This is a genomic window from Nitrobacter sp. (assembly GCF_051535235.1).
GTDB lineage: Bacteria > Pseudomonadota > Alphaproteobacteria > Rhizobiales > Xanthobacteraceae > Nitrobacter.
Map to the genome: position 1 here is coordinate 71,896 of NZ_JBPPLZ010000004.1, position 16,326 is coordinate 88,221.

Sequence of the window (16,326 nt, forward strand, 5' to 3'; positions counted from 1 at the left end):
TCTGTTTTGCGCCGATAGGTACGGGCAACCGCGAATTGCCGATTTCAGAAAGTTAATGCTCAATTCCGTGCGTGATCAATTGGCAGTCTTGTGGTTCTTGAGCTCGACCGTATCGCGGTTATTTCGTTTTTGGAACTTTTGTTTCAACCGCGCAGCGCGACCAATCTCGGACCTCGTCGAAACCCGCGCTGCCAGAACGGCGACGGGAAGCCGGTCAAGCACTCGCTTGAGGTCGAGTTTCTGGTTTATCACCGCCAGATGGATCAGAGTCAGATTGCCGAGATCCACACAGGCGTCGAGGTTGTCAAACTTCGGCCACATCATGCCGGAGTCGGTGAAAGGTGCAAAATGCCGCAGGGCGACGACGACGATGGCCTCGCTGCGAAGAGTACGGGCAAATGCGATGACGTGGCGACGATGCGCGCCTTCCACGGTCAGCGGCCTGAAATCCCCGTCGGCGAAGACTTTTGCATGGCGCGCGCGCAGGTCGAGCAGGTGATGTATCCATGCGAGCTTGACTCGGCCGTCGGTCCAGCTCCCGGTGAGAGCTGAGATATCAGCGGCTCCGGCGTCGAGAATGGCTTCGCGTGCCGTAAAGTCCACCGGCCGCCGGTTATCCGGATCCACCAGCGATAGATCCCACAGCTCGGTGCCCTGGTAAAAATCCGGAACACCGGGAATTGTCGCCTTCAGGGTGATCTGGCTCAGCGAATTCAGCGCGCCGATCAGCGATGTGCGGCGTCCGAAGGTTTTCAGGGATTGAATAAAGTCGGACGACTGGTGTTCGTCCAGAATGCCTGCCAGAAATTGCCTGACGCCGGCTTCGTAGGCCGCGTCAGGATTGAGCCAGCTCGTCTGCAATTTGGCCTCGCGGCAGGCCTTCTCGGCATAGCACTGCATTCGCGCAACAAATGTGTGATCGATATCATCGAAGGGCAGGGCCCCGATCAGCGCCTGATACAGCATGTATTCGTCCGCGACGGACGGGCTGCGGACGCCATTGTTCGTGGATACCAATCGCGCATTGAACGTCTTCCACCGTCCAACCATGCTCGCCCATTCGTCCGACAACTCGGTCAGCGCGAGAATCCGCGTGCGCGCATCCTCGCCGCGCTTGGTGTCATGAGTTGCCGTGGCGATCAGTCCGTGGGTCCGGCGCCCGGCGCGGTCGAGCATCTTTCGATGAAAGCCGGCAATGTCGAGAGCCGGCGCGGCCGGATCCCCGCCGACCTCGTTGAAGGCAAGAAGGCGGTGATAACGATAGAAGGCGGTGTCTTCGAGTGACTTGGCCATCGTCGGTCCGGTGAACTGCTGGACTTTAAGCGCAAACCGGCGAACCCGCTGACGGCTGTGCGGCGGCTTTCCGGGAGCGAGCAGATCAAGCGTCAACGCATCCTGCAGGAAATCAAAAATCCCGTCGTCGGCAGCGAACCACTCCTGCCGCGCTTTGGCGATCGTCTCGGAGATAAGTTTCCGCTCGCTCTCGCTCGGTCCGGCCTGGGTGATATAGGTGCGGTAAACCGGAAAATGCAGGACGAACAACTCGAAGGCCTGGCGAAGACTATCGGCGGAATAGTCGCGTGTGGAATAATGACCCGCGGCGATGCGGGTCAGCAAACGTGTGAGCACGGTGAATTCGCTTGCGAGCAACGTCTCGATCACGCGTCGTTTCGAGGCCCGCAATACGGGATCGAAAGCGGGCGCGATATCGCTGGCCTGACGCCAGACTTCGTCGAGGGTTTCCAGGCCATTCTCATCGGCGAGAACCTGGGAAATGAAGTTCAGGCACTCGTAACCCGTGGTACCGTCGATGTCGGCGAATTGCGGCGGCGCTTCGTGATCTCCGAGAATCTTTTCGATCAACAGATAGAACGGGCGGCGATCTGCGCCTTGCGCTTCACGGATCAGCCGCCCCAGACGCCTGCAATACTGCGCCGGATCGTACAACCCGTCGATATGATCGAGCCGCAAGCCCTGTATCTTTTTCTCGGCAATCAACCGGCGGACGAGACCATGAATGCGGTCGAACGTGTCGCGATTCTCGACGCGAAGTCCGGCCAGCGAGTTTACGTCGAAGAATCGCCGATAGTTGATTTCGCTGGTTGCAAGCTTCCAGTGGGCGAGCCTGTAGTGCTGCCGTTCCAGCAGGTGGTGAAGGGCCTTGGTCTGCGCTGGGTTGTCGGGGCCAGCCCGGTAGGCCTTGAGGCCTTGATTGATGGCGGCCGTGCCTCCAGCAATAGCAGCGATGTCGCGCTCGAGCGCGGATGCCCGGCCGCGCCCGGGATTATCCCGGCCACCGTAGCGCTCGGCGATGGCAAGCAGATCGTCGCGGGCGGAGCCCGGCGGAAGCTCGCTGGTGATCGTCTTGAGGATGTCACTGTAACGTTCCGGCGCAATCGGCAGCCGATGTTCGAAATACCACGCCGAGAAACTTCCCTCTCTCGGATCATACTTCAACTCGATCTCGCCTTGCGTGAGCGAAACGCCGTACATTGCCCCCAATATCGGAAGCAGCAGTCCCGGCTTGGTACGGAATGGAAGAACGTCCCAATCGATATCGAAGGATTCGGCGAACGCCGACTTTGGTCCCCATTCGAGTACGTCCAGCCACCAGGCGTTGTCGGCGTAATGCACGCCCATATGGTTTGGAACGAAATCGAGAATCACTCCCATCCCGTGAGACGTCAAAACATTGCTCAACCGGTTGAAGCCATCCTCGCCGCCGAGTTCGGGGTTGATGATATTGTGATCGACGATGTCGTAACCGTGGGTGCTGCCGCGCCGCGCCTTCATGAAGGGAGACGCATAGAGGTGCGTGATGCCCAGCTTCTTGAGATACGGAACGATCGCCGCAGCGTCGTCGAAAGTAAATTGGGACGTAAACTGCAGGCGATAGGTTGCACGCGGAACGGCGCTGTCCATCAGATCGCTCCGATCGACCAGAAAACGGACCAGGCCGGCAAGCGCGCGGGCGGCTCCTCACCCCAGATCATCCGGCCCCGCATTGGCGAGGCATCGTTGGTGACGTTGTGATCGGAGATGTTGGCGCGAAGATGCAAGAGCGAGCCGTTGCCGAGGCGCCAGTATGCCAAGAGTAGGCGATCGGTGTGGCGGAGTTCGGCGGAGGCGAATGCTGCGTTGCCAAGATGCGGCATGAGTTCGTCATGGCGAATGCGCAACAATTTCCTGATGAATGCATATCGCGGCGGGTATTGACCGTCCTTCGGCCACGGCAGGACCGCTGACTCGAACGTTGACTGCGCAAGGGGATCAGGTACGTTGTCGCCGAACATTTCGTAGGCCTCGGCGAATTCCCTGCGTCGTCCCGCTCGCACCGCCTCGGCGAGGTCGCCTTTGAAGTCGCAAAAAAACGGAAAGGGCGTGGTCGCTCCCCATTCCTCGCCCATGAACATCAACGGCGGCATCGGCGCGAGCAGGGTGATTGCGAGCGCGGCCTCGATAGCCCTTGCGTCGGCAGTCCATTCGAGGCGGTCGCCCAGCGCGCGGTTACCGATCTGGTCGTGGTTCTGAAGGAAGTTCACGAAGGCAGCGGGCGGGAGTGCGCCGATCTGCTCGCCGCGAGAGCGGCCGCCGCGATGGGCAGAAGGCTCTCCCTGATAGGCGAAGCCACTGCACAGGGTTCGCGCGAGCAGGCGACGGGGTTGCGTGGCGTAGTCGCCGTAATAGCCGAGCGTCTCCTGGGTGAGAATGACATGCCAGAGATGGTGGTAGTCGTCATTCCATTGCGCGCGATACTTCCCGTCCGGAATGGCGGACGATGGATCGAGCAGCACCGCGCGGTTATCGTCGTTCTCCAGTACAAGGTGGATATGCCGTCCGCTCTGGTGCGCCAGAACGCCGGCGGCGCGGCTGATATCGTTCAGGATCGTCGGCTCACCCATTTCGGCGAGAGCATGCACGGCGTCGAGCCGCAGCCCGTCGAACCGGTAGTTGCCGAGCCAGTGCAGCGCGTTGTCGGCAGCGAAGGCGCGCACTTCGGCCACCCGGTAATCGATCGCAGATCCCCAAGGCGTTTCCGCGCAGAAGAACTGCGGCGCGTAAAGTCCGAGATAATTCCCCTCCGGTCCAAAGTGGTTATAGACGACATCGAGAAAGACCATCAGTCCGCGGAGATGGGCCTGATCGATCAACTCCCTGAGATCGTCCGGCGTACCGTAGACATGATCGGGCGCATACCACAGCACGCCGTCGTAGCCCCAATTCCGGGTGCCGGCGAAGTCGGCCAGCGGCATCAATTCGAGGGCCGTGATCCCGGTCGCAACGAGATGATCGAGCTTGCCGATCATTGCGCGATAAGTGCCCTCCGGCGTGAAGGTGCCGACATGGCATTCGAGGATGACCACCTCGTGCCAGAGCCGGCCGCGCCAGTCGATCGCCTTCCAGTGGAAATGGCCATGGTCGACTAGCTCGCTTGGACCGGTTACGTCGTCGGGTTGATACGAGGACGCCGGATCCGGCACGTTGAGGCTGCGGTCAATTCGAAAATGATAGCGCGTGCCGGGCCGGGCCGCGGGCACGTCGGCGATGAACCAGCCGCCGTTGTCTTTTGCCATCGTATGCGCAACGTCGGTTATGACTTCCACTTCGGCAGCCGCCGGCGCCCAGAGCCGGAACGTCGCGCCGTCCGGCCGGAGAATGGGGCCGAAGCGGCTGGCTGTCATGGCCGGCCTGCGAACGCGATGACGCTGCGAGGCGGCGCCTGCATCGTCGCGTTGGGTTGGTGCGTGCTGCCTTCAGCCTCGTCGTTGGAGGTATGGAGCACCACCGACCATGTCTTGTACTCTTCCATGCCCGGAATTCTGAATTCGATCGGCTCCGGAGCGGCGTTGAGAACGACATAAAGAGCTTCACGGTCGCGCTCCATCGGTCCAAGCACGTAGGAAAGAAACCGACCCTCCGGAAAATTCCAGTCGGCGTCCGTCATCTCGTTGCCCTCAGGCGTCAACCACAGCACGCCGTAGGAGCCGTCAGCCGTCTTGCGGACGACCCAATGCCGCGCCCTGACTTGCGCAAACCGCTTTCGGATCGCGGTCAGGCGTCCGACGAAATCGGTCATGTCGTCGCCCTCATGGCCAAGACCGCTCCAGTCGATCCATCCGATCTCGTTGTCCTGACAATAGGCGTTGTTATTGCCATTCTGGCTATTGCCGATCTCGTCGCCTGCGAGGAGAAGCGGGACGCCCTGGGCAAGCAGCAGGCATGCAAGCTGATTCTTGCGAAGCTGACGGCGAAGCGCAACGATCGCGGGATCGTCCGTCGGCCCCTCGTGGCCGCAATTGTTGCTGTGATTGTCGTTGGAGCCGTCCCGATTATCCTCACCGTTGGCGTCGTTATGTTTCTCGTTATAGGAAAACAGATCGGCGAGCGTGAATCCGTCATGGACGGTGACGTGATTGATGCCCGCGCGGGGCGAACGATCGTCATGATTGAAAAGGTCGGACGATCCGGTCATGCGGCCGCCGACATCGCCGATCAGATTTCCTTCGCCGGCCCAGTATCGCCGCAACGTGCTGCGATATCGGTCGTTCCACTCTGACCATTGCGAGGGAAAGCCTCCGACCTGGTAGCCGCCAGCGCCCACGTCCCAGGGCTCCGCGACAAGCTTGACGGCGGCAAGGGACGGATCTTGCCGGATCGCATTGAAGAAGGAACTGTTGCGGTCGAATCCATGGGGACCGCGCGCCAGCGTGCTGGCAAGATCGAAACGGAAGCCGTCGATGTGGCAGACCTCGACCCAATACCGCAGCGAGTCCATCACCATCTGCAGCACGCGCGGATGGGTCAGATTCAACGAATTGCCGGTACCTGTGAAGTCGTCGTAATAACGCGGATTATCCGGCATCAACCAATAGTAGGACGCGTTGTCGATGCCGCGGAACGACAACGTCGGCCCGAGGTGATTGCCTTCAGCGGTGTGATTGTAGACGACGTCGAGCATGACCTCGAATCCGGCGTCGTGAAGGCGGGCAACCGACATGCGGAATTCGTTGAGCGCATCGTTCTTTGCGAAACGCTGTTCTGGAGCGAGAAACGAGATGGAATTATATCCCCAATAATTGCTCAGCTTGTGCTCGACGAGATGCCGATCGTCGACGAAGCCGTGAATCGGCAGCAGTTCGATCGTGGTGACGCCGAGTCGCCGCAGATGGTCGATCATGGCGGGGGCTGCGAGCGCACGGTAGCTGCCGCGCAAATCGGGAGATATGTCCGGACGCGTCTTGGTCAGGCCCTTGACGTGAGCCTCATAGATAATCGTATCTTCCCAGGGAATGCTGGGCCGCGGTTCGCGCCGGCCCCAGTTGAACGTGTCATCGATGACGGTGGCTTTCGGCATGGCGCGCGCATTGTCGCGCCGGTCGAAGGACAGGTCTTCGCGCGGGCTGCCGGTGCGGTAGGCGAAATGCGCATCGCTCCAGACGAGCCGTCCGCTGACCTTCTTGGCGTAAGGATCGAGCAGCAGCTTATGGGGATTGAAGCGGTGTCCGTGCTGAGGATCGTAGGGTCCGTACACGCGATAGCCGTAGAGTTGGCCGGGCGAGACGTCGCTCAGGTAGCCATGCCAGACATCCTCATTGTGCTCGGGCAGGGCTATGCGCTCGATCTCCCGCCGCCCCTGGCTGTCAAACAGGCAAAGTTCGACTTTTTCCGCATGGGCTGAAAAAAGCGCAAAGTTCGTGCCGCGCCCATCCCAGTTCGAACCGAGGCGGACATGTGTGCCTTCCGAGATTTTCATCATGCAGATTCCGGCACCAGAAAGATCACCGCGAGCGGCGGCAGCGTCAGGCTGAGTTCGGGGATGACACCGTCCAGTGTCTCGACCATACCGTCGTTGCCGACGTCGCTTCCGCCGTAATGCGCGGAATCGGTATTGAGCGTTTCGCGCCACTTGCCCGCGAACGGCACGCGCACGCGGTATCCGCGATGGACCGTAGGCGTGAAATTGGCGACCACGAGACAGCGCGACCGTCCGTTGTCGCCCTTGCGCATCCATGCGAAGACGCTGCGATTAGCATCGTTCGCGACGATCCATTCGAAACCGGCCGGATCGCAATCCAGTTCGTGCAGCGCCGGCAGAGCGCGATAGAGCGCGTTGAGGTCGCGAACGAGGTTCTGTATTCCCCGGTGCCGGGCTTGATCGAGAAGATACCAGTCGAGCGCGTGATCGTGGTTCCACTCGCGTTCCTGGCCAAACTCGGAGCCCATGAACATCAGCTTCTTGCCGGGATGACCGAACATGAACGCGTAGTAGGCGCGGAGATTTGCAAAACGCTGCCAGTCATCGCCCGGCATGCGGCCCAGGATCGAGCGTTTGCCATGTACCACTTCATCATGGGACAGCGGCAGGATGAAGTTTTCCGAGAACGCATAATGCAGCCCGAACAGGATCTGGCCGTGATGGTGCTTGCGATAGACCGGGTCCTTGCCGATATAGTTCAACGTGTCGTGCATCCAGCCCATGTTCCATTTGTAGCCGAAGCCAAGGCCGCCGAACTCGGTCGGGCGCGAGACTTGCGGCCATGCCGTCGATTCCTCTGCCACCGTCGTGGCGTGCGGGAATTGTCCGAATACCTCTCGATTGAACCGGCGCAGAAATTCGATGGCTTCGAGATTTTCCCGGCCGCCGTGCTTGTTGGGAATCCAGCCGCCTTCGGGACGGCTGTAATCGAGGTAGAGCATGGAGGCGACTGCATCGACGCGAAGACCGTCCACACCGTAGCGATCGAGCCAGAACAAGGCGTTTGCAACCAGGAAATTGACGACTTCGGTGCGGCCGTAGTTGTAGATCAGGGTGTCCCAGTCGAGGTGGCGGCCCTGCAAGGGATTGGCATGTTCGTAAAGCGACGTGCCGTCGAAACGGCCGAGCCCGTGGGGATCGTCGGGAAAGTGGCCGGGCACCCAGTCCAGCAAAACCCCAAGCCCTGCGCGATGGCAGGCATCGACCAGATACGCAAAATCCTCGGGCGGACCGAAACGGCTGGTCGGTGCATAAAGGCCGGTGGGCTGGTAGCCCCAGGAGCCGTCGAACGGATGCTCGTTCACCGGCATCAATTCGACATGGGTGAAGCCAAGGTCGCTGGCATAGTGCGGCAGCGTGTCCGCGAGTTCGCGGTACGACAGCCAGCGGTTGCCGTCGCCACGTCGCCACGACCCGAGATGGACCTCGTAAATCGAGATCGGCGTGTTGCGCGCATTGATCGTGGCGGCCGCGGGCGTGGGGCGGGGAAGCGCGGTCTCGTCGAATACGATCGAGGCGGTGTTCGGTCGCACTTCTGCGGCAAAAGCCATCGGATCGGATTTCAACGGCAGCAGGCCACCGCTCTGGTCGGTGATCGCGAATTTGTAGCGGTCGCCTGTCCGCGCGCCCGGGATAAACAATTCCCAGAATCCGCTGGCTCGCACGCGCATCGGATGCCGGCGCCGGTCCCAGCAATTGAAATCTCCGACGACGGCGACGGCCCGCGCATTGGGCGCAAGCACGACGAATCCCGTGCCGTCGACGCCGTCCATTGTCATCGGATGGGCGCCGAGTTTGTCATAGAGCCGCTGATGCGTGCCTTCGCCAAGCAGATAGAGATCGAAATCGCTGAGGATCGGCAAAAAGCGGTAAGGGTCCTCGAGTTCGACCGTGTCGGCGCCATAGCGAGCGCGGAAGCGGTAGCGCTCGGCGCCGTTCGGCAGGTCACCCAGGAAAAGCCCGGCGTCATGAATGCGCGTCAGTGCCGTCTCTTCGCCGCGCTCGTCGACGACGCGTACCTCGGAGGCCTCGGGCAGATAGGCGCGAACCACCCTGCGGTCATTCTCGCGATGACAGCCGAGATAGTGGAAGGGATCGGAATGCCGCCCTTCGACGATGGCGCGGGCTTCGGAAGACAGTTCGGTCATGCGCGATCTCGCTTCCTATTGACGCAGCACGCGCTGCGCGCCGCTCAAGGCAACGCGAAGCCAGTCAGGACGATGCGCGAGTTCATAGTCGATTTCATAGAAGGCCTTCTCGAGCAGAAAGAACCGCAGCGTGCTGTCGGCCTGGTCGTCATCCTGCGGCCATAGCCGAAGATCGGACATCGCTTCGCGGTAGGCCGTCAGGAAGGTTTGCGTCGCCTCGTCGCGCCATGCCGACAAGGCCGCGGCCAGCCGGCCGTCGTCATCCGTTCCAGTCTTGAGGGCGCGCTCTTGCGCCGAAGTCACGGAATAGTCGATGGACCGGATCAAGCCGGCGACGTCGCGGGCTGCCGGCGCCTTCATTCGCCGCTCGGGGAGAGCTCGCCGGGGTTCGCCTTCGAAGTCGATGATGAAGATATCGTCGCGGACGACGAGGATCTGCCCGAGATGAAAATCGCCATGGTGCCGGATGTTATGCATCTGAATCGAAGGCGGCAGCAGGTCCGTGAGCCGATCATGCAGCGACCCACGGATATTCAGGAGTTGGCCGGCAAGGCGTTGATCCGACTCGGAAAGCTTGGCTTGGGCGAGGCGGTCGAATGTTTTCTCGGCGCGCGCCACCAGCCGATCGACAAGGTGCGCGACGTCGGAAGCAGTCAGGGGTTCAGGCCGGAAATCCGCGATGTCGTCGTGGCCGGCCAGCGCGATGTGCATTTCGGCGACCCGCTTGCCGGTTTGCATCATGTAGCGCTGGTATGCCGCCTTCTCCTCCAGCGCCGGAGCCGAATCGCTCGCTCCGACCAGCCGCTGCTCGTCAACAAAGCGATCCAGCGCGGCGCCGCTGACGGTCCATGCGTCGCCCTGGTTGCCGACAAAGGCATGAACGATGGCGACGGCAGTCTGAACCTCGGGTCCCGTCAACTCGACACTGCCGAGCAAAGCGGGCGTATTGGCGAACCCGGCGACGTCGGTCAGAAAGCGGCCCACTTCCACTTCCGGGTTGATGCCGTTTTCCAGCTTGCGATAGATCTTGACGACAAACCTGTCGTCCACCAGTGCGGTGCTGTTCGACTGTTCGGTCTGCACCGCGCGCACGTTGGAGATCGGCTCCTCCGCAATCGAGGCGAGCCGTTCCGTGGGCCTGTAGGAAAGCCGCAATTCGCCTTCCTCGAAGCTTGCCCGTTGGCGCAGGCCATCGATGATGCCAGCGATCAAGTCGCTCTCATGAGCGGTGTCGATCAGCGTTCCCTCGCGCGATCCCTGCCGCACCGCGGCGATGTTTCGTGGATCGAAATTGCGACGATCGAGCCGGTCCCATCGGATCCGGATCGGCATCGCGTATCGCCCCGACTGGCCGCGATGGGTAACGTCGAAGATCATCAGCCATGGCCGGGAAATCTGATCTTTCATGAGCGGTATCGCCGCCGGAACGCGCGCGGTGATAGCGGTGGCCGATCGCTCCGGGAACCAGCGAGCGCGGGCGAGATGGGAGGGAAGAACGTCGCGCTCGAAGATCGAACGGGTCCGCGCCAGCGACATCCAGGTCGAGCCCAGTGGAACAACGAGGGTCTCGTAATCCGGCACGATCACCGTAGCGACATTCGGGGAGGGCGGCTTTTCAGTCAGTTGGAACCAGTAGAATCCATACGGAGCAAGCGTGATCAGATAGGCCAGTTCGCCGATATCGGGAAAGGTCGTTCGTCCCAGCATTTCGACCGGCGAGCGGCCCTTCCAGTGCGACAGATCGAGTTCGGAGGCTTGTGCCGATCGTGAGAGGTTGGCGACGCAGAGCAGAACCTCGTCGCCATGCTGCCGCACGTAAGCGAGCACGCTGCGATTCGAGGAGCGCACGAAGGACATGGTACCGCGGCCGAACGCGTGGCTGGATTTGCGAACCGAAATCAGCTTCTTCATCCAGTTCAACAGCGATGACAGGCTTCGCGACTGAGCCTCGACATTGACAGACTCGTAGCCGTAGACCGCGTCCATGACCGGGGGCGCATAAAGGCGCGCGGGATCGCAACGCGAAAATCCTCCGTTGCGGTCCGGCGTCCACTGCATCGGGGTGCGGACGCCGTTGCGATCGCCAAGATAGATATTGTCGCCCATGCCGATTTCGTCGCCGTAATAGATGATCGGCGTGCCGGGAAACGACATCAGCAACGAGTTCATCAGCTCGATCTTGCGCCGGTCATTGTCCATCAGGGGCGCGAGGCGGCGGCGAATGCCGAGATTGATGCGCGCGCGTGGATCGGCGGCGTAGGTCGACCAGAGGTAGTCGCGCTCGATATCCGTCACCATTTCGAGCGTCAGCTCGTCATGGTTGCGCAAAAACATCGCCCATTGGCAATTTGCGGGAATATCCGGTGTCTGCCGCAGAATGTCGGTGATCGGAAAGCGGTCCTCCTGCGCGATAGCCATGTAGATGCGCGGCATCAGGGGGAAGTGATAGGCCATGTGGCATTCGTCGCCGTCGCCGAAATAGGACTGGACGTCCTCCGGCCATTGATTGGCCTCGGCGAGAAGCACCTTGCCCTTGGCGTAGGAATCGAGCTCGGCGCGAATGTGCTTGATCACTGCATGCGTTTCGGGAAGGTTCTCGTTGTTGGTGCCGTCGCGCTCACATAGATACGGGATGGCATCCAATCGGAATCCATCGACGCCCGCGTCGAGCCATCGCTTCATGACCTGAACGACGGCCCTGACCACGCGCGGGTTGTCGAAATTGAGATCGGGTTGATGCGTGAAGAAACGGTGCCAGTAATAGGCATTGGCCTCGGCATCCCACGCCCAGTTCGACTTTTCCGTGTCAGTGAAAATGATCCGCGTATCCTGGTATTTTTTGTCAGTATCGCTCCAGACATACCAGTTCCGCGCGCTCGATCCGGGCGGACTGCGCTGCGCTCGCTTGAACCAGCTATGCTGATCGGAGGTGTGGTTGATGACGAGCTCGGTGATCACGCGAAGTCCGCGGCGCTTCGCTTCGGAGATAAAGCGCCGAAAGTCCTTCATCGTGCCGAAGTCGGGATTGACCGAACCGTAATCGGCAATGTCATATCCATCGTCGCGGCCGGGAGACGGATAGAACGGCAGAAGCCAAAGCGTGGTGACGCCCAATTCCTGAAGATAATCGAGTTTGCCCGTCAGGCCGACGAAGTCGCCGATGCCGTCGTTGTTGCTGTCGGCGAAGGCCTTGACGTGAAGCTGATAGATGATGGCGTCCTTGTACCAGAGATCGTCGGTCTGGACGTATCTGTCGGCACGGATTTGAGTCATGTCGTTCATGACGCGCCTCACGCCAGACAACGAAATAAGAGCGCGGGATCGCGGAGCGGATCGATCCTCAAGCGCACACCGCCCCACTCGATGGCGTGACGCTCTCCGGTCATGAGATTTTCCACTGCGACCACGGGCGACAGGTCGTCGGCGACCCGGATGCGGACCGAATCCAGCGGCAGCCAGAATTCGGATGCGTCGCGCGACAACGCGATGGCGCCGACGATGGTGTTGTTGGCATCCGTCGTTTGCTTGGTGAAGGCGACAATCTGGTCGCTGCTCACGGGAAGAAATCTCAGATTGCGGGTTTGCAAAAGCGCCGGATTTTCGCGACGCGCGCGATTGAGCGCGGCGATGTAAGGCTTGATGTTGCCCGGTGCATTCCAGTCGCGGGTCTTGATTTCGTACTTCTCCGAGTTGAGATATTCCTCGCGACCCGGAATGGGTTCGTGCTCCAGAAGCTCGAACCCATTGTAGATTCCGTAGTTGCTCGACAGCATCGCCGCCAGCGCCACGCGCGACTTGAACATCCACGCTTCGCCGCTTTGCAGGTGGTAGGGCAGGATGTCCGGCGTGTTGACGAAAAAATTCGGTCGGTAGTAGTCGCGTTCAGGATATCCTGTCAGTTCGGTGAGGTAGGATTCGATCTCCCACTTCCGCGTACGCCACGTGAAGTAGGTATAGGACTGAGTGAAGCCGAGCTTCGCCAGGCCTTTCATGACCTTCGGTCGCGTGAACGCCTCGGCGAGGAAGATGACGCCCGGGTCTTTCGTCTGGACCTCGCGGATCAGCCATTCCCAGAAATTCAACGGCTTGGTGTGCGGATTGTCGATCCGGAAGATGCGCACGCCCTGGTTCACCCAGAACAGGATAACGTCGCGGAGCGCGTTCCACAGCGAGCCGGCATCGTCGCAACCGAAATCAGGATTGACGATGTCTTCGTATTTCTTCGGAGGATTTTCCGCATAGCGCATCGTGCCGTCGGGACGCCGCTTGAACCAATCGGGGTGCTGCGTCAACCAGGGATGATCGGGCGAACACTGCACCGCGATGTCGAGCGCGACCTCCATTTCATGAGTCTTGCAGGCAGCGATCAGATCACGGAAGTCGTCGAAGGTGCCGAGTTCGGGATGGATCGCGTCATGCCCGCCCTCGCGTCCGCCGATGGCGTAGGGACTGCCGGGGTCAATTTCGGCGGCAGTCAGCGCATTGTTACGGCCCTTGCGATTGGTTCTGCCGATCGGATGGATCGGCGTAAAGTAGAGAACGTCGAACCCCATTGCGGCGATATCGGGCAGGCGCGCGATGCAGTCGCGGAAGGTGCCGTGCTGGCCGGGCACGGGGCTCTGGCTGCGGGGCACCATCTCGTACCACGCTCCCGCCACCGCCAGGTTGCGGTCGATCGTCAGTGGGTAAAGCTGGGACCGCGTGAGATCGCCGCGTTCGAGGCTCTCGGCCATGGCGCTTGCCAGCTCCGGCACAAGCAGGCACGCGGGATCGCCGCTTTTCAGATAGTCCTCGCATTGGCGGACGATGACAGTGGTGGCTTCCTCGCCGCCGTATTGCGCGCGCGTCAGAAGCGTGGCTCCCTCCAGCGCGTCGAGGGAGACGTCCTGGCCGGCCTGCTGCTTCAGCTCGAAGCCATGCCTCCATGTGGCGAACTCATCGGTCCAGGCCTCGATGGCATAGACGTAGCATCCGGGATCGCGAGGCGTGAAGCTGCCGAACCAGCGATCGTTGTCGTGCAGCGTCATTGGCGACTTCCGCCAATCACGATCCGTCTCGCGCCGCCAGATCAACTGCGCGGCGATGATATCGTGACCGCTTCTGAAAATATCTGCCCAGACGTCGACGACGTCGCCTGCAACGCGCTTGACCGGAAATCGTCCGCCGTCCACGCAGGGATATATATCCTCGATGTGGAAACTGCCTGTGGCTGCACCGCGTTCGCCTACCCGTAACGGCATGTTCTTTTGCGTTGATACGGACATCACGCGCTGCCGATCTGCTTGTGAATGAAGGACCCGGGCGTTAACCCGTGCGGCGCCGCAAAGTTCCCGGCGGAACTGCGATCTTGCTATGGTGTTAACTCTTTCCGTGACGTCGTTCCGACGAAATCGCGGATAGTCGAAATCTCGGATGGTTCGTGCCTTCGGCTTGGGGCTGGGGAATGGATGTTTATTCAAAAGCACGCGACTATGGCGTCGATCTGGAATTTATCGACGGGCAGGGTCACCGCCATGTGGTGAGTGGCGAACGGCTGCGCGCCGTGGTTGATGGTCTGCCGCCTCCTTCGCGACATCCGTTCCTGAAACAACCCGTGGTTATCGTCGCCGACGCCGACAGTCGTCGGGTGCCGGTTGGCACCGAAGCGGACGGTTTTGCCTGGCGGCTTGTTGAATCCAACCAGATGCTCGCGCGAGGGTGCGTGGCTGGCGGAACGATCGATTTGCCGCCTGCGATCCCCATCGGAACGTACCGGTTGACGATCGAGCGGGAGCACGGAAATACGATCGATTCGATTCCGTTACTGGTGACGCCGGCGAGAGCTTATCAAGGAGCGTCGTTCGACAGAGTCTGGGTTCTTTCGGTTCAACTCTACGGGTTGGCGTCGTCGCGCAATTGGGGAATCGGCGATTTCACGGATCTCGCCGCGCTGATCGAACTGACTGCGGGTTGGGGCTGCGCGGGGATCGGACTCAATCCGCTTCATGCGCTGTTCGATGACCGGCCGCTCGAATGCAGTCCCTATGCGCCGAACAGCCGGCTGTTTCTCAATCCGCTTTATATCGATCCCGAACGGTTGCCGGGGTTTTCGGGCGCGTGGCTGACGCGGCATCGCGAGCACCTCGACCGCGCCCGCTCCGGTAACCTGATCGACTACGCGGCTGTTGCGGAATTGAAACTGGCGGCGCTTCGGCACGCGTTCGAGATCTTCCAGACTACAGATACGGCCAATACTGCACATGCGGCCGCTCTCGTCGCGTTCGAGTCGTTCAGGCGGGAGCGTGGCGAATTGCTGCGGCGTTTTGCGTGCTTCGAGGTGCTGCGGCGGCAATTTGGTCTGCTGCCGTGGTGGCAATGGCCGGAGGAGTGGCGGCGACCTGATGATGCCCGAATTCAAGCCTTTCGAAATGGTCCGCAGCGTGCCGAGATCGAATTCGTGGAGTTCGTGCAGTGGTGCGCGGCGGCCCAGTTACAGTCATGCGCTGATCTTGCCGCCGAACGCGGAATGGCGGTCGGACTTTATCTCGATATCGCTGTTGGCGTGCAGGCTGGCGGATTCGATGCCTGGAATGAACAGGGTGCCATCTCTCGCGCGCTTTCGGTCGGCGCGCCGCCCGATCAACTCAATACGGCCGGCCAGGACTGGGGGCTGGCGGGATTCAATGCCGCCGGACTGGAGGCGAGCGACTTCGCACCGTTTCGCGAGATGCTGCGCGCATCGATGCGCTTCGCGGGAGCTATACGGCTGGATCACGTTCTCGGTCTCAACCGGCTTTACCTGATACCGTCGGGAACCTCGCCCCGGGACGGCGTCTATGTGGAGATGCCGCTGGAGGCGCTGCTCGGCGTCATTGCGCAGGAAAGCGTCGACCAGCGCTGCGTGGTGATCGGCGAGGATCTGGGAACGGTGCCGGATGGCTTTCGCGACATCCTCGCGACATGGGGCGTGTGGTCGTACAAGGTGATGATGTTCGAGCGCGGTCATGATGGTGCGTTTTTCGGGTCGTCAGGTTATGCCGCGAATGCCCTTGTGACTTTCAACACGCATGACCTTGCCTCGTTCGCAGGCTGGCAATCGCATTCCGATCTCAAGCTCAAGCGAGGGCTGGGTCTTGATCCCGGCGAGACCGACGAGATGCGGATGCACGCACACCGCGCGTTCGAATGGAGACTCGGCGAAGAACATATCGCATCGAAGAGCTTTTTTGGAGCCATTGGATTTCTCGCGCGGACACCCTCGCGCATACTCGCGATCGCGCTCGACGACCTCATCGGGTTGAAGGATCAGCCGAACATTCCGGGCACGGTGAATGAGCATCCCAATTGGCGCCGGCGGCTGGCAGTCGAATTGCAGGATATCGACCGTTGGATCGATGTCGGAGCGCTTCGACACGCGCTTCGCGACGATCGTTGAAATCGCGC

General features: G+C 60.9%; 7 protein-coding genes. 1 reads left to right on the top strand and 6 read right to left on the bottom strand.

The genetic code is table 11. The features are described from left to right. Nucleotides 1-75 precede the first annotated feature (75 nt). Genes treY through ACS3WA_RS06805 form a run of 6 tightly spaced genes read right to left on the bottom strand, consistent with a single transcriptional unit; the run spans nucleotide 76 to nucleotide 14,168 of the window. The gene (gene treY, locus ACS3WA_RS06780) at nucleotides 76-2,922 is read right to left on the bottom strand and encodes a malto-oligosyltrehalose synthase (protein ID WP_438277777.1); all 2,847 of its coding nucleotides are present in this window, start codon (nucleotides 2,920-2,922) and stop codon (nucleotides 76-78) included. Further along, complete coding sequence (gene treZ, locus ACS3WA_RS06785) at nucleotides 2,922-4,682, bottom strand: malto-oligosyltrehalose trehalohydrolase (protein WP_438277778.1); 1,761 nt, start codon at nucleotides 4,680-4,682, stop codon at nucleotides 2,922-2,924. The genes treY and treZ overlap by 1 nt, the downstream gene beginning before the upstream one ends. Further along, nucleotides 4,679-6,754, bottom strand: a complete 2,076-nt coding sequence (gene glgX / locus ACS3WA_RS06790) for a glycogen debranching protein GlgX (protein ID WP_438278027.1) — start codon at nucleotides 6,752-6,754, stop codon at nucleotides 4,679-4,681. The genes treZ and glgX overlap by 4 nt, the downstream gene beginning before the upstream one ends. Next, nucleotides 6,754-8,904 (bottom strand): 1,4-alpha-glucan branching protein GlgB, encoded by a 2,151-nt coding sequence (gene glgB, locus ACS3WA_RS06795; protein ID WP_438277779.1) that lies wholly within the window; start codon nucleotides 8,902-8,904, stop codon nucleotides 6,754-6,756. The genes glgX and glgB overlap by 1 nt, the downstream gene beginning before the upstream one ends. A gap of 15 nt (nucleotides 8,905-8,919) precedes the next feature. Continuing rightward, a complete protein-coding gene (gene treS / locus ACS3WA_RS06800; RefSeq protein ID WP_438277780.1) occupies nucleotides 8,920-12,186 on the bottom strand; it encodes a maltose alpha-D-glucosyltransferase in 3,267 nt (1,088 codons plus the stop codon). 8 nt (nucleotides 12,187-12,194) lie between these two features. Continuing rightward, a complete protein-coding gene (locus ACS3WA_RS06805; RefSeq protein ID WP_438277781.1) occupies nucleotides 12,195-14,168 on the bottom strand; it encodes an alpha-1,4-glucan--maltose-1-phosphate maltosyltransferase in 1,974 nt (657 codons plus the stop codon). A gap of 179 nt (nucleotides 14,169-14,347) precedes the next feature. Here ACS3WA_RS06805 and malQ point away from each other — a divergent pair, with 179 nt between their 5' ends. After that, nucleotides 14,348-16,318 (top strand): 4-alpha-glucanotransferase, encoded by a 1,971-nt coding sequence (gene malQ / locus ACS3WA_RS06810; RefSeq protein ID WP_438277782.1) that lies wholly within the window; start codon nucleotides 14,348-14,350, stop codon nucleotides 16,316-16,318. Nucleotides 16,319-16,326: the final 8 nt, after the last annotated feature.